General features: G+C 55.2%; 15 protein-coding genes, 3 tRNA genes and 3 rRNA genes. 4 read left to right on the forward strand and 17 right to left on the reverse strand.

Annotated elements, in window-relative coordinates; genetic code table 11:
• Nucleotides 1-37: 37 nt before the first annotated feature.
• The 4 genes from KFZ77_RS19150 to ilvL all read right to left on the reverse strand — a co-directional run bounded on the left by KFZ77_RS19150 (nt 38) and on the right by ilvL (nt 3,132).
• The gene (locus KFZ77_RS19150) at nt 38-967 is read right to left on the reverse strand and encodes a branched-chain amino acid transaminase (protein WP_031523792.1); all 930 of its coding nucleotides are present in this window, start codon (nt 965-967) and stop codon (nt 38-40) included.
• Between the two features lie 17 nt (nt 968-984).
• Nucleotides 985-1,248, reverse strand: coding sequence for an acetolactate synthase 2 small subunit (gene ilvM, locus KFZ77_RS19155; RefSeq protein WP_031523794.1), 264 nt, complete (start codon nt 1,246-1,248; stop codon nt 985-987).
• Entirely contained in the window at nt 1,245-2,894 is a 1,650-nt protein-coding gene (gene ilvG, locus KFZ77_RS19160; protein ID WP_264385084.1) for an acetolactate synthase 2 catalytic subunit, read from the reverse strand. Before ilvG ends, ilvM begins: the two co-directional genes overlap by 4 nt.
• A gap of 139 nt (nt 2,895-3,033) precedes the next feature.
• Entirely contained in the window at nt 3,034-3,132 is a 99-nt protein-coding gene (gene ilvL / locus KFZ77_RS19165; RefSeq protein WP_072002048.1) for an ilv operon leader peptide, read from the reverse strand.
• A gap of 357 nt (nt 3,133-3,489) precedes the next feature.
• Between ilvL and KFZ77_RS19170 the strand changes: the two genes are divergently transcribed.
• Complete coding sequence (locus KFZ77_RS19170) at nt 3,490-5,010, forward strand: YifB family Mg chelatase-like AAA ATPase (RefSeq protein WP_264385085.1); 1,521 nt, start codon at nt 3,490-3,492, stop codon at nt 5,008-5,010.
• Nucleotides 5,011-5,034: 24 nt separating this feature from the next.
• Here KFZ77_RS19170 and KFZ77_RS19175 read toward each other — a convergent pair whose 3' ends face one another.
• Nucleotides 5,035-5,373, reverse strand: coding sequence for a DUF413 domain-containing protein (locus KFZ77_RS19175; protein WP_031523799.1), 339 nt, complete (start codon nt 5,371-5,373; stop codon nt 5,035-5,037).
• 119 nt (nt 5,374-5,492) lie between these two features.
• Here KFZ77_RS19175 and hdfR point away from each other — a divergent pair, with 119 nt between their 5' ends.
• A complete protein-coding gene (gene hdfR, locus KFZ77_RS19180; RefSeq protein ID WP_264385086.1) occupies nt 5,493-6,317 on the forward strand; it encodes an HTH-type transcriptional regulator HdfR in 825 nt (274 codons plus the stop codon).
• A gap of 91 nt (nt 6,318-6,408) precedes the next feature.
• On the opposite strand, the gene KFZ77_RS19185 is transcribed toward hdfR, so the two are convergent.
• From KFZ77_RS19185 to KFZ77_RS19215, 7 genes are all read right to left on the reverse strand, one after another.
• Nucleotides 6,409-6,484 (reverse strand) — tRNA-Trp (locus KFZ77_RS19185).
• A gap of 9 nt (nt 6,485-6,493) precedes the next feature.
• A tRNA-Asp gene (locus KFZ77_RS19190) sits at nt 6,494-6,570 on the reverse strand.
• Between the two features lie 188 nt (nt 6,571-6,758).
• A 5S ribosomal RNA gene (gene rrf / locus KFZ77_RS19195) occupies nt 6,759-6,874 on the reverse strand.
• Between the two features lie 95 nt (nt 6,875-6,969).
• Nucleotides 6,970-9,875 (reverse strand): 23S ribosomal RNA (locus tag KFZ77_RS19200).
• A 219-nt stretch (nt 9,876-10,094) separates the two neighbouring features.
• A tRNA-Glu gene (locus KFZ77_RS19205) sits at nt 10,095-10,169 on the reverse strand.
• Nucleotides 10,170-10,256: 87 nt separating this feature from the next.
• Nucleotides 10,257-11,798 (reverse strand): 16S ribosomal RNA (locus KFZ77_RS19210).
• The 16S, 23S and 5S rRNA genes sit together here with 3 tRNA genes alongside, the layout of an rRNA operon.
• A gap of 156 nt (nt 11,799-11,954) precedes the next feature.
• Nucleotides 11,955-12,200, reverse strand: coding sequence for a hypothetical protein (locus KFZ77_RS19215; RefSeq protein WP_264385087.1), 246 nt, complete (start codon nt 12,198-12,200; stop codon nt 11,955-11,957).
• A gap of 56 nt (nt 12,201-12,256) precedes the next feature.
• On the opposite strand from KFZ77_RS19215, the gene KFZ77_RS19220 reads away from it, so the two are divergent.
• Entirely contained in the window at nt 12,257-12,970 is a 714-nt protein-coding gene (locus KFZ77_RS19220; protein ID WP_264385088.1) for a FadR/GntR family transcriptional regulator, read from the forward strand.
• Nucleotides 12,971-12,983: 13 nt separating this feature from the next.
• Entirely contained in the window at nt 12,984-14,381 is a 1,398-nt protein-coding gene (gene mdtD, locus KFZ77_RS19225; protein ID WP_264385089.1) for a multidrug transporter subunit MdtD, read from the forward strand.
• On the opposite strand, the gene rbsR is transcribed toward mdtD, so the two are convergent.
• From rbsR to rbsA, 5 genes are all read right to left on the reverse strand, one after another.
• Nucleotides 14,378-15,361 carry a ribose operon transcriptional repressor RbsR gene (gene rbsR / locus KFZ77_RS19230; RefSeq protein WP_264386219.1) on the reverse strand — a complete coding sequence of 328 codons (984 nt, stop codon included), beginning with the start codon at nt 15,359-15,361 and terminating at the stop codon, nt 14,378-14,380. The two genes, mdtD and rbsR, sit on opposite strands and share 4 nt — an antisense overlap.
• A 12-nt stretch (nt 15,362-15,373) precedes the next feature.
• Nucleotides 15,374-16,306: a ribokinase gene (gene rbsK / locus KFZ77_RS19235; RefSeq protein ID WP_264385090.1), complete on the reverse strand. Its 933-nt coding sequence runs from the start codon at nt 16,304-16,306 to the stop codon at nt 15,374-15,376.
• 105 nt (nt 16,307-16,411) lie between these two features.
• Complete coding sequence (gene rbsB, locus KFZ77_RS19240; RefSeq protein ID WP_031522319.1) at nt 16,412-17,302, reverse strand: ribose ABC transporter substrate-binding protein RbsB; 891 nt, start codon at nt 17,300-17,302, stop codon at nt 16,412-16,414.
• Nucleotides 17,303-17,328: 26 nt separating this feature from the next.
• Nucleotides 17,329-18,294 carry a ribose ABC transporter permease gene (rbsC, locus tag KFZ77_RS19245; protein ID WP_031522318.1) on the reverse strand — a complete coding sequence of 322 codons (966 nt, stop codon included), beginning with the start codon at nt 18,292-18,294 and terminating at the stop codon, nt 17,329-17,331.
• A 4-nt stretch (nt 18,295-18,298) separates the two neighbouring features.
• Nucleotides 18,299-19,804, reverse strand: coding sequence for a ribose ABC transporter ATP-binding protein RbsA (gene rbsA, locus KFZ77_RS19250; protein ID WP_031522316.1), 1,506 nt, complete (start codon nt 19,802-19,804; stop codon nt 18,299-18,301).
• Between the last annotated feature and the right edge of the window lies 1 nt (nt 19,805).

Consider the following 19,805-nt stretch of genomic DNA (forward strand, 5'->3'; position numbering starts at 1 on the left):
ACGTCATCCCCGTAGGGATGACGTCGGGAAAGTGTGGTTATGGGTTTACCTGATCCAGCCAGCCCCATTTATCTTCGGTTTCACCGGTAAACAGGCCGAAGAATGCTTGCTGAATGCGTTTGGTCACCGGGCCGCAGCGGCCTTCGCCAACCTGAATTCCATCCACGCTGCGTACCGGGGTGATTTCCGCCGCGGTACCCGACATAAACACTTCATCCGCCAGGTAGAGCGATTCGCGGGACAGCACCTGCTCACGCACTTCGATACCCAGATCCTGCGCCAGCTTGATGATGGCATCGCGGGTGATGCCCGGCAGTGCAGAGGACGTGAACGGCGGGGTAAACAGGATGCCGTCTTTCACTTCGAACAGGTTTTCGCCCGCGCCTTCCGAGATATAGCCGTTTACATCCAGCGCGATACCTTCCTGATAGCCGTGACGACGCGCTTCGCTGCCCACCAGCAGTGAGGAGAGGTAGTTACCGCCTGCTTTTGCCGCGGTAGGGATGGTATTCGGTGCAACGCGGTTCCAGGAGGAGACCATCGCATCGATGCCCTGCTCCAGCGCTTCGGCACCGAGATAGGCGCCCCACGGGAACGCTGCAATGATGACGTCGGTGGAGTAACCCTCCGGCGGGTTAACGCCCATGCCCACATCGCCGACGAACACCAGCGGACGGATATAAGCGCTGGTTAGATTGTTTTTACGGATTACCTGACGGCAAGCTTCCATCAGCTCATCGACGCTCTGAGTAACCGGGAAGCGATAGATTTTCGCGGAGTCGCGCAGACGCTGCATGTGCTCACGATGACGGAACACCACCGGCCCTTTGTGAGACTCATAGCAACGGATACCTTCAAAGACGGACGTTCCGTAGTGCAGGGCGTGCGACATGACGTGCACCTTCGCCTCGCCCCAGGGAGTCATCTCGCCATTGAACCAAATGTAATCCGCTTTTTTCGTCGTCATTTTTATTCCTATTGCGCTCAGGCGCTTATTTGTTGTGATGATGATGTTTGTTGCTGGATCTCAACGTGACCCACGTCGACCAGTTTTCGCAATTGACTAAACAGTAATTCGACTGGGCGAGGGCTGGCAACGGTCAATTCGATATTTATATTTCCGGAACTCGAGGCGGATTCCATATTCATGGCGCAGATTTCGAATCCACGGTGACGCACCACACGCAGTACGCGCTCCAGGGTCTCGGGGCGAAAGCGGGCCTGAACAGCTATCTGATGTTGCGTCATGATAATTTCTCCAGCATTTGAGCGTTACTGGCACCGGGTGGAACCAGCGGCCAGACATTTTCGAGTTCATCGATGGATACGTGAAGCAGGTATGGGCCATCGCTGTTGAGCAGCGTATCGATGGCAGCCTCAACCTGATCTTTATGGGTAATGTGCTGACCAGGAATACCGAATGCGCTGGCCAGGGTGAGGAAATCCGGGTTATCGGTCAGGGTGGTTTCGCTATAACGCTCCTGGAAAAAGAGCTGCTGCCACTGGCGCACCATGCCCAGGCGCTGGTTATCCAGCAGAACAATTTTCAACGGCAGCTGCTTGCGTTTTACGGTTCCCAGCTCCTGCACGTTCATCATGAAAGAGCCGTCCCCGGAGATGCAGATCACCGTATCATCCGGGCGAGCAACCTGTGCACCCACCGCCGCTGGCAGGCCGAACCCCATCGTTCCGAGACCGCTGGACGTAATAAAGTTTTCCGGCCGGGTGAACGACATATGCTGCGCGGCCCACATCTGATGCTGACCCACGTCAGTGGTCACAACCGCACTGGCAGGTTTGCGGTCGGACAGCTGTTTGAGCAGCAGCGGGGCGTAGATTGCGTCCCCCGGATGATCGTAGCGCCAGCTATGTTCTTCACGCAGCGTCGCCACCTCGTTACGCCAGTCGGCGATAGCTGGCAGCGGCTGCTGCAGTGCTGGCAGCATAACGTTGAGATCGCCCGGTAAGGCCACATGAGCCTGGCGCAGCTTATTCATCTCCGCCGGGTCGATATCCATGTGAATGACTTTGGCATGCGGTGCGAAAGTATTAAGTTTGCCGGTCACCCGGTCATCAAAACGTGCGCCGACGGCGATCAACAGGTCGCATGCCTGAACCGCAAGGTTTGCCGCCCGGGTACCGTGCATGCCCAGCATGCCGAGATAGAACGGATAATTCGGTTCGACTGCGCCCAGGCCTTTCAGGGTTGCGGTAGCCGGGATGCCGGTTTCCGCGATGAATTCACGCAGCGCCGGAACGGCCTGAGCCATCCCTACACCGCCGCCTACATAGAGCATGGGTTTGGTTGACTGGGTCAGCATCTGCCGGGCCTGTTCAATCGCTTCCAGCGGCAGCGAGAAGGTATCTTCAACGGTGGATAACCACGGTTCAAGTTCGCCTGTGGCAATCTGAATATCCTTCGGAATATCAACCAGTACCGGCCCCGGACGACCGCTGTTAGCGATGGTGAACGCTTCAGCAATGACCTGGGGCAGTTCTTCCAGCGACTGTACGAGGAAACTGTGTTTGGTACACGAGAGCGACATACCCAGCACGTCAACTTCCTGGAAGGCATCGGTGCCGATAAACGGCGAAGCCACCTGGCCGGTGATGGCAACAACGGGAACAGAATCGAGTAGCGCATCGGCCAGGCCGGTGATGAGATTGGTAGCGCCTGGGCCAGAGGTAGCGATACAGACGCCGGTTTTACCAGTAGCCCGCGCGTAGCCAATCGCCGCCATCGCTGCGCCCTGCTCGTGCCGGCACAACAGGTGTTCCACGCCGCCGTCATAGAGCGCATCATAGACCGGCATTATTGCGCCACCAGGATAACCGAATACCGTATTAACACCCTGTGCTCGCAACGCATGTACTACCCACTGTGCCCCATTCATAGTTAGTTCCCCGCTCTACAACGGGAGAAACAGTGTTTTATGCTACTACTCATATTCTGCTCCTCACTTACGTTTTAAGGTCATAAAAAAACCCCCGGACCTTTCGGTGCGGGGGTTCTCGTTGATTCAGGCTTGATTTCTAAGCCTTTCTTCGTCCAAGTGCAGCCCCGCACGGTGGGATAATAATCACCACCACGCTTAGTACGACCAGGCTAATCACTCGTAGAAGGGCTGTCATTTTCAGTTCGTCACATATCTTGTTCGAAGTAATGTCTAAAGAGTTATCACAGTGTCTGACAGAGTGACAAGGATTATTTTCAAGAAAAAAACCAATACGCATGAATAATTCACAGAAAAACTATTATTTTTCAATGTCTAATGTAGACATAAAAAAAACGTATCACCAGGCGCCTGCTTCTCGCCTGACGTAGGCAGAGCTAAATCTGGTTTTTATGTTCTTACGAGGTTGATTCCACATTGCACTGAAAATGCAAACATAGACTTCTTAATACTGGAATGCCCATAGAAAATCGCATAAATGCAGTTATCTTTCAGGAAAAGAGGCAGGCAGGCTATTGGCTACAAGGAGGTGAATATGTCTCTCGCCATTGTGTTTACCAGAGCTGCGTTGGGCGTAACGGCCCCACTGGTTACCGTTGAAGTACATATGAGTGCAGGTTTGCCGGGCCTGACTATTGTTGGCCTGCCTGAGACGACTGTAAAGGAAGCGCGCGATCGTGTGCGTAGCGCCATTATCAACAGTGGTTATGAATTCCCGGCCCGTAAAATCACCATCAACCTCGCGCCGGCCGATTTACCTAAAGAGGGCGGGCGTTACGATTTGCCCATCGCTGTCGCGTTACTGGCCGCCTCGGAGCAGCTCAGCACCTCACTGTTAAGCCAGACAGAGTTTGTCGGTGAGCTGGCGCTTACCGGCGCGTTGCGCGGCGTTCCCGGTGCGATCTCATGTGCCATGGAGGCACTCCAGCAACAGCGGCAGATCGTTGTCGCTCAGGAAAACGCATCGGAACTGGGCCTGATTGATAAACCCGGCTGTATGGTTGCAGCACATCTGCTGGAGGTATGCGCGTTTCTTGAAGGCAAAGGCTCACTTGAGAGGCCGGTTTCCCCAGCGCTGAGCACTGAAGCGTGTTGTGAAGATATCAATGAAGTGTATGGGCAACAACAAGGCAAGCGAGCCCTGGAGATTGCAGCCGCTGGCGGTCATAACCTGCTCTTTATTGGTCCTCCCGGCACCGGTAAAACAATGCTGGCGAGTCGGCTTAACGGGATCTTGCCACCATTGAGCGATGAAGAGGCGCTTGAGAGCGCCGCCATCATGAGTCTGGTGAATCCGGTCGCGTTACAGCGGCAATGGCGTCAACGGCCATTCAGAGCACCTCACCACAGCGCATCGTTGACGGCTCTGGTAGGCGGTGGAGCTATTCCCATGCCCGGAGAGATTTCACTGGCGCACAATGGCGTGCTGTTTCTGGATGAGTTACCGGAGTTTGAGCGCCGGGCTTTGGATGCATTAAGAGAGCCCGTCGAGTCAGGGAAAGTTCATATTTCACGCACGCGCGCAAAAGTCAGCTATCCCGCGCGCTTCCAACTCATTGCCGCAATGAATCCCAGTCCAACAGGGCACTATCAGGGAAATCATAATCGTTGCAGCCCTGAACAGACTCTGCGTTACCTTGGGCGTCTGTCCGGACCCTTTTTGGATCGGTTCGATTTATCCCTTGAGATCCCTCTGCTACCGCCTGGGATGTTAAGTAAGCCGGGCGACGGGGGGGAAAGTAGCGCTGAAATCAGGTTGCGGGTAACAAAGGTGCGTTCAAAGCAACTTGCACGCCAGCAGTGCCTTAATGCTTTGCTCGACAATGCCGGAATCAAGCAATTCTGTCGCCTTGAAGCTGCCGACGCCGAGTGGCTTGAAGAGACGCTCATCCGTCTTGGATTATCAGTCAGAGCCTGGCAGCGATTACTTAAGGTAGCGCGTACTATTGCCGATCTTAATCTGGAAGGTGATATACGTCGCCCTCACCTGCAGGAAGCGCTGAGTTACCGCGCGATTGACAGAATGCTGCTCCACCTGCAAAAGATGATGACGTAAAAAAGGGCCTTTCGGCCCTTTCTTTTAATCATCGCTTTCAGTGTAGTCTTCCACACCTTCCATCTGTGGCTTGCCACCAGACAGGGTATGGAAACGCTTAGGACGCTTGATACGCGTCATATACTTACTCCACACGCGTTCTGCTTCGGTCACGGGCTCACGCTGACCACGGCACACCGCAACAAACAGAACTTCTTCTTCCGTTACGGGTTCGCGCTTACCCAGATCCAGCTCATTGAAAGCATAACCATGACGTTCCAGCAGCTGCGCCTCTTTAATGGTGAAATCACCATGTCGAGAGAACCCGCGTGGATAATATCTGTTGTCGAAAAATCGATTAGTCGTCGTAAAGCTTTCCGCCATCCTACACGCTCCTAATTCTCTTGGCCGGGCTATTTATGGCGCGGAGTATTAGTTACGCTTGACAGAGTGTAAAACAAAACATTTAAATCATAACGACAAATAATTTTGCGGAGAGAGTTGTGGATACGGAATTGCTGAAAACGTTTCTTGAAGTAAGCAGAACACGCCATTTCGGGCGGGCAGCAGAAGCGCTCTACCTGACCCAATCCGCGGTAAGCTTTCGCATTCGCCAACTTGAGAATCAGCTGGGAGTTAATCTCTTTACCCGGCATCGCAATAACATACGTCTTACCACTGCCGGGGAGCGTCTGTTGCCGTATGCAGAAACCTTAATGAGCACCTGGCAGGCGGCAAGAAAAGAGGTCGCCCACACCTCGCGCCATAATGAACTGTCGATAGGGGCGAGCGCATCCCTTTGGGAGTGTATGTTGTCCCAATGGTTAACGCGATTATATACGTCCCACACTGGCATGCAGTTTGAGGCACGGATCGCGCAGCGTCAGTCGCTGGTGAAACAGCTCCATGAACGTCAGCTGGATCTGCTCATCACTTCAGAAGCGCCCAAGATGGATGAATTTAATAGCCAACTGCTTGGGCATTTCTCGCTGGCACTCTACTGCGCGATACCGGCACGTAATAAAGCGGATCTGAACTACCTGCGTTTAGAGTGGGGGCCGGATTTTCAGCAGCACGAAACTTCGCTGCTCCCCGGCGACGACATTCCCGTATTAACAACCAGTTCAGCAGAAATAGCTGTTAAGTTTCTCAGCGAACTCAATGGATGTACGTGGTTACCGACCACCTGGGCCAACGAGAAAGCAGAATTACGTAGCGTAACGGACAGCACGACGCTTTCTCGACCGTTGTACGCTATCTGGTTACAAAACAGCGATAAGCAAACGCAGATCAAAGAATTACTGAAGACATCGATTCTGGATCAATGAGTTGAACGTACAGGACGGGGGTTAACTCCCCGTCAGGCAGGTAAATCGCAGACAAAAAAAATCCTTAGCCGTTAAGCTAAGGATTATTTTCTGGCAGGGGCGGAGGGACTCGAACCCCCAACACCCGGTTTTGGAGACCGGTGCTCTACCAATTGAACTACGCCCCTAAATAAGGGTGGCGGAACGGACGGGGCTCGAACCCGCGACCCCCTGCGTGACAGGCAGGTATTCTAACCAACTGAACTACCGCTCCACCGAATTTCGTCACTGCACCGGATGTCACTCCGGTTTACTGCTAATTTGATGCCTGGCAGTTTATGAATCGCTGTGCGATTCACCCTTCGGGCCGTTGCTGCGCAACGTTCAAAAGCTTCGCTTTTGTCCTACTCTCTGTCGAGTAGTGAACTGCCCTGAAGTTCTGGTCAGGTATGTTAATTTGATGCCTGGCAGTTCCCTACTCTCGCATGGGGAGACCCCACACTACCATCGGCGCTACGGCGTTTCACTTCTGAGTTCGGCATGGGGTCAGGTGGGACCACCGCGCTACAGCCGCCAGGCAAATTCTGTTCGCTTACCGCCTCGCGGCCATAAGCGTAATCCGTCTCAAGCTGAAAATCTCTCAAACACAACACCAAAACAGCTTCGGCGTTGTAAGGTTAAGCCTCACGGTTCATTAGTACCGGTTAGCTCAACGCATCGCTGCGCTTACACACCCGGCCTATCAACGTCGTCGTCTTCAACGTTCCTTCAGGACCCTTAAAGGGTCAGGGAGAACTCATCTCGGGGCAAGTTTCGTGCTTAGATGCTTTCAGCACTTATCTCTTCCGCATTTAGCTACCGGGCAGTGCCATTGGCATGACAACCCGAACACCAGTGATGCGTTCACTCCGGTCCTCTCGTACTAGGAGCAACCCCCCTCAATTCTCCAGCGCCCACGGCAGATAGGGACCGAACTGTCTCACGACGTTCTAAACCCAGCTCGCGTACCACTTTAAATGGCGAACAGCCATACCCTTGGGACCTACTTCAGCCCCAGGATGTGATGAGCCGACATCGAGGTGCCAAACACCGCCGTCGATATGAACTCTTGGGCGGTATCAGCCTGTTATCCCCGGAGTACCTTTTATCCGTTGAGCGATGGCCCTTCCATTCAGAACCACCGGATCACTAAGACCTGCTTTCGCACCTGCTCGAGCCGTCACTCTCGCAGTCAAGCTAGCTTATGCCTTTGCACTAACCTCCTGATGTCCGACCAGGATTAGCTAACCTTCGTGCTCCTCCGTTACGCTTTAGGAGGAGACCGCCCCAGTCAAACTACCCACCAGACACTGTCCCCACGCCGGATCACGGCGCCAGGTTAGAACATCAAACATTAAAGGGTGGTATTTCAAGGTTGGCTCCACGCAGACTGGCGTCCACGCTTCAAAGCCTCCCACCTATCCTACACATCAAGGCTCAATGTTCAGTGTCAAGCTATAGTAAAGGTTCACGGGGTCTTTCCGTCTTGCCGCGGGTACACTGCATCTTCACAGCGATTTCAATTTCACTGAGTCTCGGGTGGAGACAGCCTGGCCATCATTACGCCATTCGTGCAGGTCGGAACTTACCCGACAAGGAATTTCGCTACCTTAGGACCGTTATAGTTACGGCCGCCGTTTACCGGGGCTTCGATCAAGAGCTTCTCCTTACGGATAACCCCATCAATTAACCTTCCGGCACCGGGCAGGCGTCACACCGTATACGTCCACTTTCGTGTTTGCACAGTGCTGTGTTTTTAATAAACAGTTGCAGCCAGCTGGTATCTTCGACTGGTTTCAGCTCCGCGAGCAAGTCGCTTCACCTACGCACCAGCGTGCCTTCTCCCGAAGTTACGGCACCATTTTGCCTAGTTCCTTCACCCGAGTTCTCTCAAGCGCCTTGGTATTCTCTACCTGACCACCTGTGTCGGTTTGGGGTACGATTTGATGTTACCTGATGCTTAGAGGCTTTTCCTGGAAGCAGGGCATTTGTTGCTTCAGCACCGTAGTGCCTCGTCATCACGCCTCAGTGTTAAAGTGCACCGGATTTGCCTGGAGCACACACCTACACGCTTAAACCGGGACAACCGTCGCCCGGCCAACATAGCCTTCTCCGTCCCCCCTTCGCAGTAACACCGAGTACAGGAATATTAACCTGTTTCCCATCGACTACGCCTTTCGGCCTCGCCTTAGGGGTCGACTCACCCTGCCCCGATTAACGTTGGACAGGAACCCTTGGTCTTCCGGCGAGCGGGCTTTTCACCCGCTTTATCGTTACTTATGTCAGCATTCGCACTTCTGATACCTCCAGCAGACCTCACAGTCCACCTTCAACGGCTTACAGAACGCTCCCCTACCCAACAACACATAGTGTCGCTGCCGCAGCTTCGGTGCATGGTTTAGCCCCGTTACATCTTCCGCGCAGGCCGACTCGACCAGTGAGCTATTACGCTTTCTTTAAATGATGGCTGCTTCTAAGCCAACATCCTGGCTGTCTGTGCCTTCCCACATCGTTTCCCACTTAACCATGACTTTGGGACCTTAGCTGGCGGTCTGGGTTGTTTCCCTCTTCACGACGGACGTTAGCACCCGCCGTGTGTCTCCCGTGATAACATTCTCCGGTATTCGTAGTTTGCATCGGGTTGGTAAGCCGGGATGGCCCCCTAGCCGAAACAGTGCTCTACCCCCGGAGATGAGTTCACGAGGCGCTACCTAAATAGCTTTCGGGGAGAACCAGCTATCTCCCGGTTTGATTGGCCTTTCACCCCCAGCCACAAGTCATCCGCTAATTTTTCAACATTAGTCGGTTCGGTCCTCCAGTTAGTGTTACCCAACCTTCAACCTGCCCATGGCTAGATCACCGGGTTTCGGGTCTATACCCTGCAACTTAACGCCCAATTAAGACTCGGTTTCCCTTCGGCTCCCCTATACGGTTAACCTTGCTACAGAATATAAGTCGCTGACCCATTATACAAAAGGTACGCAGTCACACCACAAAGGTGCTCCCACTGCTTGTACGTACACGGTTTCAGGTTCTGTTTCACTCCCCTCGCCGGGGTTCTTTTCGCCTTTCCCTCACGGTACTGGTTCACTATCGGTCAGTCAGGAGTATTTAGCCTTGGAGGATGGTCCCCCCATATTCAGACAGGATACCACGTGTCCCGCCCTACTCATCGAGCTCACAGCAAGTGTGTTTTTGTGTACGGGAGTATCACCCTGTACCCTGCGACTTTCCAGACGCTTCCACTAACACACAAACTGATTCAGGCTCTGGGCTGCTCCCCGTTCGCTCGCCGCTACTGGGGGAATCTCGGTTGATTTCTTTTCCTCGGGGTACTTAGATGTTTCAGTTCCCCCGGTTCGCCTCATGTCACTATGTATTCATGACATGATAGTGCAACGAATTGCACTGGGTTTCCCCATTCGGACATCGTCGGTTATAACGGTTCATATCACCTTACCGACGCTTTTCGCAGATTAGCACGTCCTTCATCGCCTCTGACTGCCAGGGCATCCACCGTGTACGCTTAGTCGCTTAACCTCACAACCCGAAGATGTTTCTTTCGATTCATCGTCGTGCTGTAAGCATTTGAGAGACTCGAACACACCTTTTTCTGTTCTTGTTTACGGAGAACAGAAACAGTGTGTCGTTTCAATTTTCAGCTTGTTCCGGATTGTTAAAGAGCAAATATCTCAAACGTGACTTGAAAGTCAGTTTTGAGATATCGGTTGGTTGTGTCTTTCACCCACAGCCAGCAAGTGGCGTCCCCTAGGGGATTCGAACCCCTGTTGCCGCCGTGAAAGGGCGGAGTCCTAACCGCTAGACGAAGGGGACACGGAGTGTCACGACTTCGTAGCCGTCTTGCTCGTTACTTTTCATCAGACAATCTGTGTGAGCACTGCGGAGTTGTATCTTTTAAGGTAAGGAGGTGATCCAACCGCAGGTTCCCCTACGGTTACCTTGTTACGACTTCACCCCAGTCATGAATCACAAAGTGGTAAGCGCCCTCCCGAAGGTTAAGCTACCTACTTCTTTTGCAACCCACTCCCATGGTGTGACGGGCGGTGTGTACAAGGCCCGGGAACGTATTCACCGTGGCATTCTGATCCACGATTACTAGCGATTCCGACTTCATGGAGTCGAGTTGCAGACTCCAATCCGGACTACGACGTACTTTATGAGGTCCGCTTGCTCTCGCGAGGTCGCTTCTCTTTGTATACGCCATTGTAGCACGTGTGTAGCCCTGGCCGTAAGGGCCATGATGACTTGACGTCATCCCCACCTTCCTCCGGTTTATCACCGGCAGTCTCCTTTGAGTTCCCGACCGAATCGCTGGCAACAAAGGATAAGGGTTGCGCTCGTTGCGGGACTTAACCCAACATTTCACAACACGAGCTGACGACAGCCATGCAGCACCTGTCTCAGAGTTCCCGAAGGCACCAAAGCATCTCTGCTAAGTTCTCTGGATGTCAAGGCCAGGTAAGGTTCTTCGCGTTGCATCGAATTAAACCACATGCTCCACCGCTTGTGCGGGCCCCCGTCAATTCATTTGAGTTTTAACCTTGCGGCCGTACTCCCCAGGCGGTCGACTTAACGCGTTAGCTCCGGAAGCCACGCCTCAAGGGCACAACCTCCAAGTCGACATCGTTTACGGCGTGGACTACCAGGGTATCTAATCCTGTTTGCTCCCCACGCTTTCGCACCTGAGCGTCAGTCTTCGTCCAGGGGGCCGCCTTCGCCACCGGTATTCCTCCAGATCTCTACGCATTTCACCGCTACACCTGGAATTCTACCCCCCTCTACGAGACTCAAGCCTGCCAGTTTCGGATGCAGTTCCCAGGTTGAGCCCGGGGATTTCACATCCGACTTGACAGACCGCCTGCGTGCGCTTTACGCCCAGTAATTCCGATTAACGCTTGCACCCTCCGTATTACCGCGGCTGCTGGCACGGAGTTAGCCGGTGCTTCTTCTGCGAGTAACGTCAATTGATGAGCGTATTAAGCTCACCACCTTCCTCCTCGCTGAAAGTACTTTACAACCCGAAGGCCTTCTTCATACACGCGGCATGGCTGCATCAGGCTTGCGCCCATTGTGCAATATTCCCCACTGCTGCCTCCCGTAGGAGTCTGGACCGTGTCTCAGTTCCAGTGTGGCTGGTCATCCTCTCAGACCAGCTAGGGATCGTCGCCTAGGTGAGCCGTTACCCCACCTACTAGCTAATCCCATCTGGGTTCATCTGATGGCAAGAGGCCCGAAGGTCCCCCTCTTTGGTCTTGCGACGTTATGCGGTATTAGCTACCGTTTCCAGTAGTTATCCCCCTCCATCAGGCAGATCCCCAGACATTACTCACCCGTCCGCCACTCGTCAGCGAAGCAGCAAGCTGCTTCCTGTTACCGTTCGACTTGCATGTGTTAGGCCTGCCGCCAGCGTTCAATCTGAGCCATGATCAAACTCTTCAATTTAAAGTTTGATGCTCAAAGAATTAAACTTCGTAATGAATTACGTGTTCACTCTTGAGACTTGATAATGCTTTTTCGTCTTTCGACGTGAAAGATATCAGTGCCCCGAGTGCCCACACAGATTGTCTGATAAATTGTTAAAGAGCAGTGCCGCTTCGCTTATTTCTCAGCGGCGCGGGCTGCGTATACTACGCTATCCCGCTGTGGAGTCAAGCATTTATTTCGCTTGCCTTCACCTGACAGGCCGGCCTGTTTGCCGTTGTTCCGTGTCAGTGGAGGCGCATTATAGGGAGTTCTTTTTCCCTGACAACCCCTATTCTGAAAAAAGTTTTCGTTCGTTTCTTTTTTCGCCAATTCAGTCATAAAACAGCCCATAAACGTGATTATTGCTGTTTCTTCAACCATCGCAGTTCCTTGATGGCATACTAGCGCCGTTAAATACGGCTTAAGGACCAGCATTCATGTCGCTCTCAGAACAACAGCTCGCCGCACAGAAGAACCTTTCTTATATGCTGGCGGAGAAACTGGCTCGCCTGATCCTGAAAGGAGACTACGCCCCCGGCACTATTCTGCCTGGCGAAATAGAGCTGGGAGAGATGTTTGGGGTCAGTCGTACAGCGGTCAGGGAAGCGGTTAAGACCCTCACCGCAAAAGGCATGGTCCTTCCGCGGCCACGTATTGGCACACGCGTCATGCCAGAAGCCCAGTGGAACTTCCTCGATAAAGAGTTGCTGTCATGGTGGATGGCAGACGCCCAGTTTGATGAAGTAGTGAAAAACTTCCTGGTTATGCGCCATAGTCTGGAGCCGCAGGCCTGCGCGCTGGCCGCGCAGAATGGTACAGCGATACAGAAAGCCGCACTGACCACGACGCAGGCGGAGATGGCCGCGCTGGAGAACGCCTTCGTACGCGACCGCTGGATTGAAGTGGACATGGCGTGGCACGAGCAGATCTATGCCATGAGCGGCAACCCGTTTCTTTCCTCTTTCGCCAGCCTGTTCCGCCCCGTTTACTATAACTACTTTACCGCCATCACGGCGGACACCGTGATAAAGCTCGATCTGCACCGCGCTGTGGTCGATGCTATTAATGAAGGAAACAGTGAAGCCGCGTTGAAGGCGTGTCAGGCATTATTGCAGGAACCCATTACTGAAGGGATAACACCTTCCCATTAAAGGCAGGAGTCGCATGAGTTTAAAAAAAGCACGAAGTATGTCTGGTCTGCCGTGGATTGCGGCAATGGCTTTTTTTATGCAGGCGCTGGACGCCACCATTCTGAATACCGCCCTACCCGCTATCGCCCAGAGTCTTAACCGCTCGCCGCTGGCCATGCAGTCCGCCATTATCAGCTATACCCTGACGGTGGCGATGCTCATTCCGGTCAGCGGCTGGCTGGCTGACCGCTTCGGCACGCGCAAAGTATTTATGACGGCGGTTTCGCTGTTTACGCTGGGATCGCTGGCCTGCGCCCTTTCCAGCTCCCTGGGTGAGCTGGTCGTTTTCCGCATTATTCAGGGCATCGGCGGGGCGATGATGATGCCGGTCGCACGCCTGGCGCTACTGCGTGCTTATCCGCGTAGTGAACTGCTCCCCGTGCTGAACTTCGTCACCATGCCGGGTCTGGTTGGTCCGATTCTCGGGCCGATGCTGGGTGGGGTACTGGTTACCTGGGCCAGCTGGCACTGGATCTTCCTGATTAATATCCCGATTGGTGTGGCAGGCCTGTTCTACGCCCGCAAATACATGCCGGATTTCACCACACCGCGCCGTAAATTCGACATGAGCGGATTCGTGCTGTTTGGTCTGAGCCTGGTGCTGTTTTCCAGCGGCATGGAGCTGTTCGGGGAGAAGCTGGTTGCCAGCTGGCTGGCATTAACCATCATCGTCTGCGGCATACTGCTGATGTTTGCCTATATCCGCCATGCCCGTCGCCATCCATCGCCGTTGATCTCGCTACCCATGTTTAAGACCCGCACCTTCTCCGTGGGGATCGCCGGGAACATCGCTTCGCGGCTGGGCACCGGCTGCGTGCCATTCCTGATGCCACTGATGCTGCAGGTTGGTTTTGGTTATCCGGCGCTGATCGCGGGCTGCATGATGGCACCGACGGCGGTGGGGTCGATTCTGGCGAAGTCAGTGGTAACCCAGGTGCTGCGCCGGCTCGGTTACCGCACCACGCTGGTCGGCATTACGGTCTTTATCGGGCTGATGATTGCCCAGTTCTCATTGCAGTCGCCGGGTATGACTATCTGGATGCTTCTCGTGCCCTTGTTTGTGCTGGGAATGGCGATGTCCACGCAGTTCACGGCGATGAACACCATCACGCTTGCCGATCTTACCGATGAGAACGCCAGCAGCGGCAACAGTATGCTGGCGGTTACGCAGCAGCTTTCAATCAGTCTCGGGGTGGCGGTCAGCGCGGCAGTACTGCGCTTTTATGAGGGCTTTGAGAGCGCCAACACCATCGAACAGTTTCACTACACCTTTATTACGATGGGTGGCATTACGCTGGTGTCGTCGCTGGTATTTATGCTGCTGCGTCCGAAAGACGGGCGAAATCTGATTAAGGAGCGGCACCGCAGTTAAGCGGAGCCTCGCTCTATCAGCTCCGGCGTAAGCTGCAGTAGCTGCTGCGCCTGTTCAGGCTGCGCCATGCGATGGATAAGCACGTCGATCGCCAGTTCACCCAGTTCGTCTTTTGGCTGGTGAATCGTGGTCAGCGGCGGGGTCATATAGCGGGCAAGCTCAATGTCATCGTAGCCAATGAGCGCCATATCGCCGGGAATGGCGATGCCGGCGTGCCACAGCGCCTGATAAGCGCCCACCGCCATCGCATCATTGCTGATAAACACCGCATGAGGCCGTTCCGGTAAGGCAAGAATGGTTTCCATCGCCCGGAAGCCTCCGGCAAACTCGAAGTCAGCGGTAACTTCATACTCTGCGGGGATAGCCAGTCCGGCGCGCGCCATGGCGGTGCGATACCCTTCCAGCCGCAGGCGTGCAGGCGTCTTATCCAGCGGGCCGGTAATACAGGCGATGCGGGTATAGCCCTTGTCGATAAGATGCTGCGTCGCGATATCGCCGCCCAGCAGCGAGTTATCCTGAATCAAATCGCACTGCCCTTCCAGCGGTGCCCAGTCCATCATCACCGTCGGAATGCCCGGGTAGCGCCGCATAATATCTGCCGCAGGCTGATGCGTTTCGGTACAGAGCAGCAGCAATCCATCGACGCGTTTCTGCATCAGCATCTCAAGGTTGCGGTTCATGCGCTGCTCATCCCCTTCGGTATTGCACAGCACCAGGCTGTAACCGCGTTCGAAGCAGCTGCGCTCCACGCCACGCACCAGCTCGGAATAGAAGGGGTTGGAGCTGGCGGTAAGCAGCATGCCGATGGTGCGCGTCTGATTCAGCTTAAGGCTGCGCGCTACGGCTGAAGGCGCATAGTTGAGGCTGATAACCGCAGCCTCCACCTTTTCCCGAATGGCATCGCTCACGAACCTGTCGTTATTGATGACGTGGGAAACGGTAGAGGTGGAGACACCCGCCAGGCGGGCGACATCCTTCATGGTGGCCAAGGTTTACCCCTGCTGACGCAAAAAATCGTCGGTTTCACTGCGCCACGGCACCGAGGGCTGCGCCCCTTTACGCGTGACGGCAATGGCCGCAGCGGCATGGGCGAAGCGAATCGCCTCCTGCAGCGGTTTCTCTTCCAGCAGCGCGGTGACCAGTGCGCCGTTAAAGGTGTCGCCCGCCGCAATAGTATCAATGGCTGTGACTTTGAAGCCGGGAACGCAAGCGCCCTGGCCCTGCACACTGGCCCAGACGCCGCGGCTGCCCAGCGTAATGATGACCGTGTCGATGCCTTTGGCATGCAGCACCTGTGCGGCTCGTGCAGCCTCTTCATCGTTCGATACGCGAATGCCGGTCAGCTTTTCGGCTTCCGTTTCGTTCGGGGTGATGATGTCCACCAGCGCCAGCAGTTCATCCGGCAGTGCCTGCGCCGGTGCCGGGTTGAGGATCACGGTGGTGTTATTTTGATGAGCGATCTGCGCAGCACGCAGCACGCTCTCGACCGGGGATTCAAGCTGCATCAGCAGCGCGCCCGCACTGGCAATCAGTGGCTGTTGCGCCTCCACCAGCGCCGGAGAAAGTGCGGCATTGGCACCGGCATGAATGCCGATCACGTTTTCGCCCTCGGCGTTCACAAAAATCAGCGCTACGCCCGTCGATTCACCGCTAATGGTGCTGACCGGCGCGATATCAATCCTGTCATTAACTAACTGCTGGCAGACGCGTTCGCCGGTATCGTCATCTCCCACGCAGGCGATGAAAGCGATATCCGCCCCGCTGCGCCCGGCGGCAACCGCCTGGTTTGCGCCCTTACCGCCAAACGCCACCTGATACTGGCTTCCGGTCAGGGTTTCACCCGGGGTGGGGAAGGCTGGCAGATTAAGGATATGGTCGGCATTGATACTGCCGAGAACGACAAGCTTGCCTGCGGTTTTGGTCATGGGGATATCCAGTCGAAATGCGCCACCGGACGGTGGCGCGTGCCATGCTTTTCTTTATGTCTTATCAGGCGGGGCATTTAGCGCTCGCCTGAGGAGTACGCCGTATTACTGCTTAATAACCAGCTTCAGGTCAACCGGGATCTTCGCCGTCACTTTCTCGCCTTTCAGCACTTTGTTTGCCGCGTCAACGCCGGTAGCGCCAATCTGCTCCGGCAGCTGCGCGATAGTGGCAGCCAGTTTACCGTCTTCTACCGCTTTCACACCGTCCGGCGTGCCGTCAAAGCCAACAACCATAACGTCGGTTTTACCGGCAGTCTGCAGCGCACGCAGTGCACCCAGCGCCATCTCGTCGTTCTGTGCGAACACGGCTTTCACGTCCGGATGGGCGGTCAGCAGGTTCTGCATCACGTTCAGGCCTTTGGTACGGTCAAAGTCAGCCGGCTGGCTGGCCAGCACGTTGAATTTGTGTGCCGCTACCGCCTGCTGGAAGCCTTCGCCACGCTCGCGCGCTGCGGACGTCCCGGCGATGCCCTGCAGTTCAATCACTTTCGCGCCTTCGCCCGCTTTCTTAGCGATGTAGTTACCGGCAATTTTGCCGCCCAGCACGTTATCAGAAGCAACGTGAGTGACGACGTCGCCTTTGTTCGCAGCGCGGTCGAGGGTGATAACCGGAATGTTGGCCTGGTTCGCCATTTTCACCGCGTTACCGACGGCGTCAGAATCGGTCGGGTTGATCAGCAGCAGTTTGGTGCCGCGAACCGTCAGGTCCTGCACGTTCGCCAGCTCTTTTGCCGGGTTGTTCTGAGAATCCAGCACCACCAGGTTGTAGCCCAGCTTGTCAGCTTCTTTCTGCGCGCCGTCTTTCAGCGACACGAAGAACGGGTTGTTCAGGGTAGAGATAACCAGAGCGATGGTGTCTTTTGCCATCGCATTTGCGCTTACGGTGGCGCTCAGTGCAACGGCGGAAACCAGTGTAGCCAGCTTTTTCATGTTCATGTTAAGAGATCCTGTGAAGTAGTGAGTTACTGCTTTTTGTTATCAACCAGCACCGCCAGGAGAATCACCACAGCTTTGACGATCATCTGGTAATAGGAAGAAACACCCAAGAGGTTCAAACCGTTATTCAGGAAGCCGAGGATCAGCGCACCGATAAGCGTACCCACGATGCGGCCTTTCCCACCGGCCAGACTGGTACCGCCCAGCACGACCGCTGCGATGGCATCCAGCTCATAACCCGTTCCCGCCGTCGGCTGTGCTGACGAGAGACGCGCCACTTCGATAACGCCCGCCAGCGCGGCCAGCATGCCGGACAGGGAGTAGACAATGATTTTGACTTTATTAACGCTGATACCGGACAGACGCGTCGCCGCTTCGTTCCCACCCAGCGCATAGATATAGCGACCCAGACGCGTGTGGTGCAGCATGTACCAGGCCGCGAGGAAGACAATCGCCATGATCCAGACCGGGGTCGGGATACCCAGCGGGCGTCCGATACCGAACCAGCCGAACAGATCCGCGTTCTCAGTAAAGCCGGTATTCGCCGGGCTACCATCGGTGTACACCATGGTGACGCCGCGCAGCAGCAGCATCATGACGAGGGTGGCGATAAACGCCTGGACGCGCCCTTTCGCCACAATCACACCGGTCACGCTGCCGATTGCCGCACCGGCTGCCAGCGCGGCCGCCACGGCCACCAGCGCGTTGACTTCCATGCCCACCAGCGAGGCGGCAACCGCCCCGGTGAGCGCCAGCAGGGAACCGACGGACAGGTCGATACCCGAGGTAAGAATAACCAGCGTCATCCCTACCGCCATGATGGCGTTCACCGAGGTCTGCTGCAGAATGTTGAACAGGTTATTAACGGTAAAGAAGTTCGGACTCATGGTGGAGACAATCGCGATCAGCACCAGCAGGGCGATCAGCGATTTCTGCTCCATCAGCCATGCTTTGGTGAAATAACGGCGACCGGAAACAGTCTGGGTTGTCATCATTTTACTCCTGATTCACGCGATTAAGCTTGCCGACGGCCGCAGCCATCAGCACTTCCTGGGTGGCCTGCTCGCGTGTGAATTCTCCACCGAGATGCCCTTCATGCATCACAATAATGCGATCGCTCATACCTAATACTTCCGGCATTTCGGATGACACCAGAATGATGCTCAGCCCTTCTGCCTTGAACTGGTTAATGAGCTGATAAATCTCTTTCTTCGCGCCCACGTCCACGCCGCGCGTCGGTTCGTCCAGAATCAGCACCTTCGGGCGCGTCATCAGGCCGCGGGCAATCGCCACTTTCTGCTGATTGCCACCGGACAGCAGACCAATCGCCTGCTCCATGGACGGGGTTTTCACGTTAAACAGACGGATAAAATCACTCACCGCCTGCTGTTCATCTTTATGGCGCAGGTGACCGACGTTGTGACTGAAGTAGCGCAGCGCGGTCAGCGACATGTTTTCTTTCACTGACATGCCGAGGATCAGGCCGTCGCGCTTGCGGTCTTCGGAGATGTAGACGATGCCGTTCGCCAGGCCATCCTGCGCAGAGCGGGTTACTACTTCCCGGCCGTCGAGGGTTACGTGCCCGCTGGCGCGCGGCAGAGCACCGTACAGCACCTTCATCAATTCAGTACGCCCCGCGCCCATCAGGCCCGCGACGCCGAGGATTTCCCCCTGGCGCAGACTGAAACTCACGTCGTGCACGCCTGGGCCACACAGGTGGTCGACCTTCAGGCGCACCGCGCCCGGTGCTTTATCCAGATGCGGATACTGATCTTCAAGCTTGCGGCCTACCATCATCTCGATCAGCGAATCTTCGGTCAGGCTGGCGACGTCGCGCTCGGCGATAAACTGCCCGTCGCGGAACACCGTGACGTCATCGCAGATTTCGAAGATCTCTTTCATGCGGTGCGAGATATACACGATGCCGCGCCCCTGGGCCTTCAGCTCGCGGATCACCCGGAACAGCGATTCGGTTTCGGTGTCGGTCAGCGCATCGGTCGGTTCATCCATAACGATGACCTGAGACTCGAAGCTGAGCACTTTCGCGATCTCGACCATCTGTTGGTCGCCTATCGACAGATCGCCCACCAGGCGGTGGCTGTTGAAACGCAGGTTGAGTTTCAGCAGCAGCTTGTCGGCTTCGGCATGCATTGCTTTCCAGTCGATTTTGCCGAAGCGGTTAACGAATTCACGCCCGAGGAAGATGTTCTCGGCAATGCTGAGCTGAGGGATCAGGTTGAGTTCCTGATGAATGATGCCGATGCCTGCTTCCTGAGAGGCTTTCGGGCCGCTGAAGGTGGTTTCATTCCCCAGCCACAGCAGCGAGCCGGCATCACGCTGATAGATACCAGTCAGCACTTTCATCATTGTGGATTTGCCGGCACCGTTTTCGCCTACCAGCGCCATCACGCGGCCCGGATAGACGTTGAGTGCCGCGCCGGAAAGCGCTTTCACGCCCGGGAAGGATTTATCGATCCCTTTAAGTTGCAGTAATGCGTCCATG

This window comes from Siccibacter colletis, assembly GCF_025914095.1.
Classification (GTDB): Bacteria; Pseudomonadota; Gammaproteobacteria; order Enterobacterales; family Enterobacteriaceae; genus Siccibacter; species Siccibacter colletis.

What these genes read in the sequence shown, in the direction of transcription:
- KFZ77_RS19150 (WP_031523792.1), bottom strand. Translation starts at nt 967, where the DNA reads ATGACGACGAAAAAAGCGGATTACATTTGGTTCAATGGCGAGATGACT.
- rbsC (WP_031522318.1), bottom strand. Translation starts at nt 18,294, where the DNA reads ATGACAACCCAGACTGTTTCCGGTCGCCGTTATTTCACCAAAGCATGG.
- rbsB (WP_031522319.1), bottom strand. Translation starts at nt 17,302, where the DNA reads ATGAACATGAAAAAGCTGGCTACACTGGTTTCCGCCGTTGCACTGAGC.
- KFZ77_RS19215 (WP_264385087.1), bottom strand. Translation starts at nt 12,200, where the DNA reads ATGGTTGAAGAAACAGCAATAATCACGTTTATGGGCTGTTTTATGACT.
- rbsK (WP_264385090.1), bottom strand. Translation starts at nt 16,306, where the DNA reads ATGACCAAAACCGCAGGCAAGCTTGTCGTTCTCGGCAGTATCAATGCC.
- ilvL (WP_072002048.1), bottom strand. Translation starts at nt 3,132, where the DNA reads ATGACAGCCCTTCTACGAGTGATTAGCCTGGTCGTACTAAGCGTGGTG.
- ilvG (WP_264385084.1), bottom strand. Translation starts at nt 2,894, where the DNA reads ATGAATGGGGCACAGTGGGTAGTACATGCGTTGCGAGCACAGGGTGTT.
- KFZ77_RS19175 (WP_031523799.1), bottom strand. Translation starts at nt 5,373, where the DNA reads ATGGCGGAAAGCTTTACGACGACTAATCGATTTTTCGACAACAGATAT.
- rbsA (WP_031522316.1), bottom strand. Translation starts at nt 19,804, where the DNA reads ATGGACGCATTACTGCAACTTAAAGGGATCGATAAATCCTTCCCGGGC.
- KFZ77_RS19170 (WP_264385085.1), top strand. Translation starts at nt 3,490, where the DNA reads ATGTCTCTCGCCATTGTGTTTACCAGAGCTGCGTTGGGCGTAACGGCC.
- mdtD (WP_264385089.1), top strand. Translation starts at nt 12,984, where the DNA reads ATGAGTTTAAAAAAAGCACGAAGTATGTCTGGTCTGCCGTGGATTGCG.
- ilvM (WP_031523794.1), bottom strand. Translation starts at nt 1,248, where the DNA reads ATGACGCAACATCAGATAGCTGTTCAGGCCCGCTTTCGCCCCGAGACC.
- rbsR (WP_264386219.1), bottom strand. Translation starts at nt 15,361, where the DNA reads ATGAAGGATGTCGCCCGCCTGGCGGGTGTCTCCACCTCTACCGTTTCC.
- KFZ77_RS19220 (WP_264385088.1), top strand. Translation starts at nt 12,257, where the DNA reads ATGTCGCTCTCAGAACAACAGCTCGCCGCACAGAAGAACCTTTCTTAT.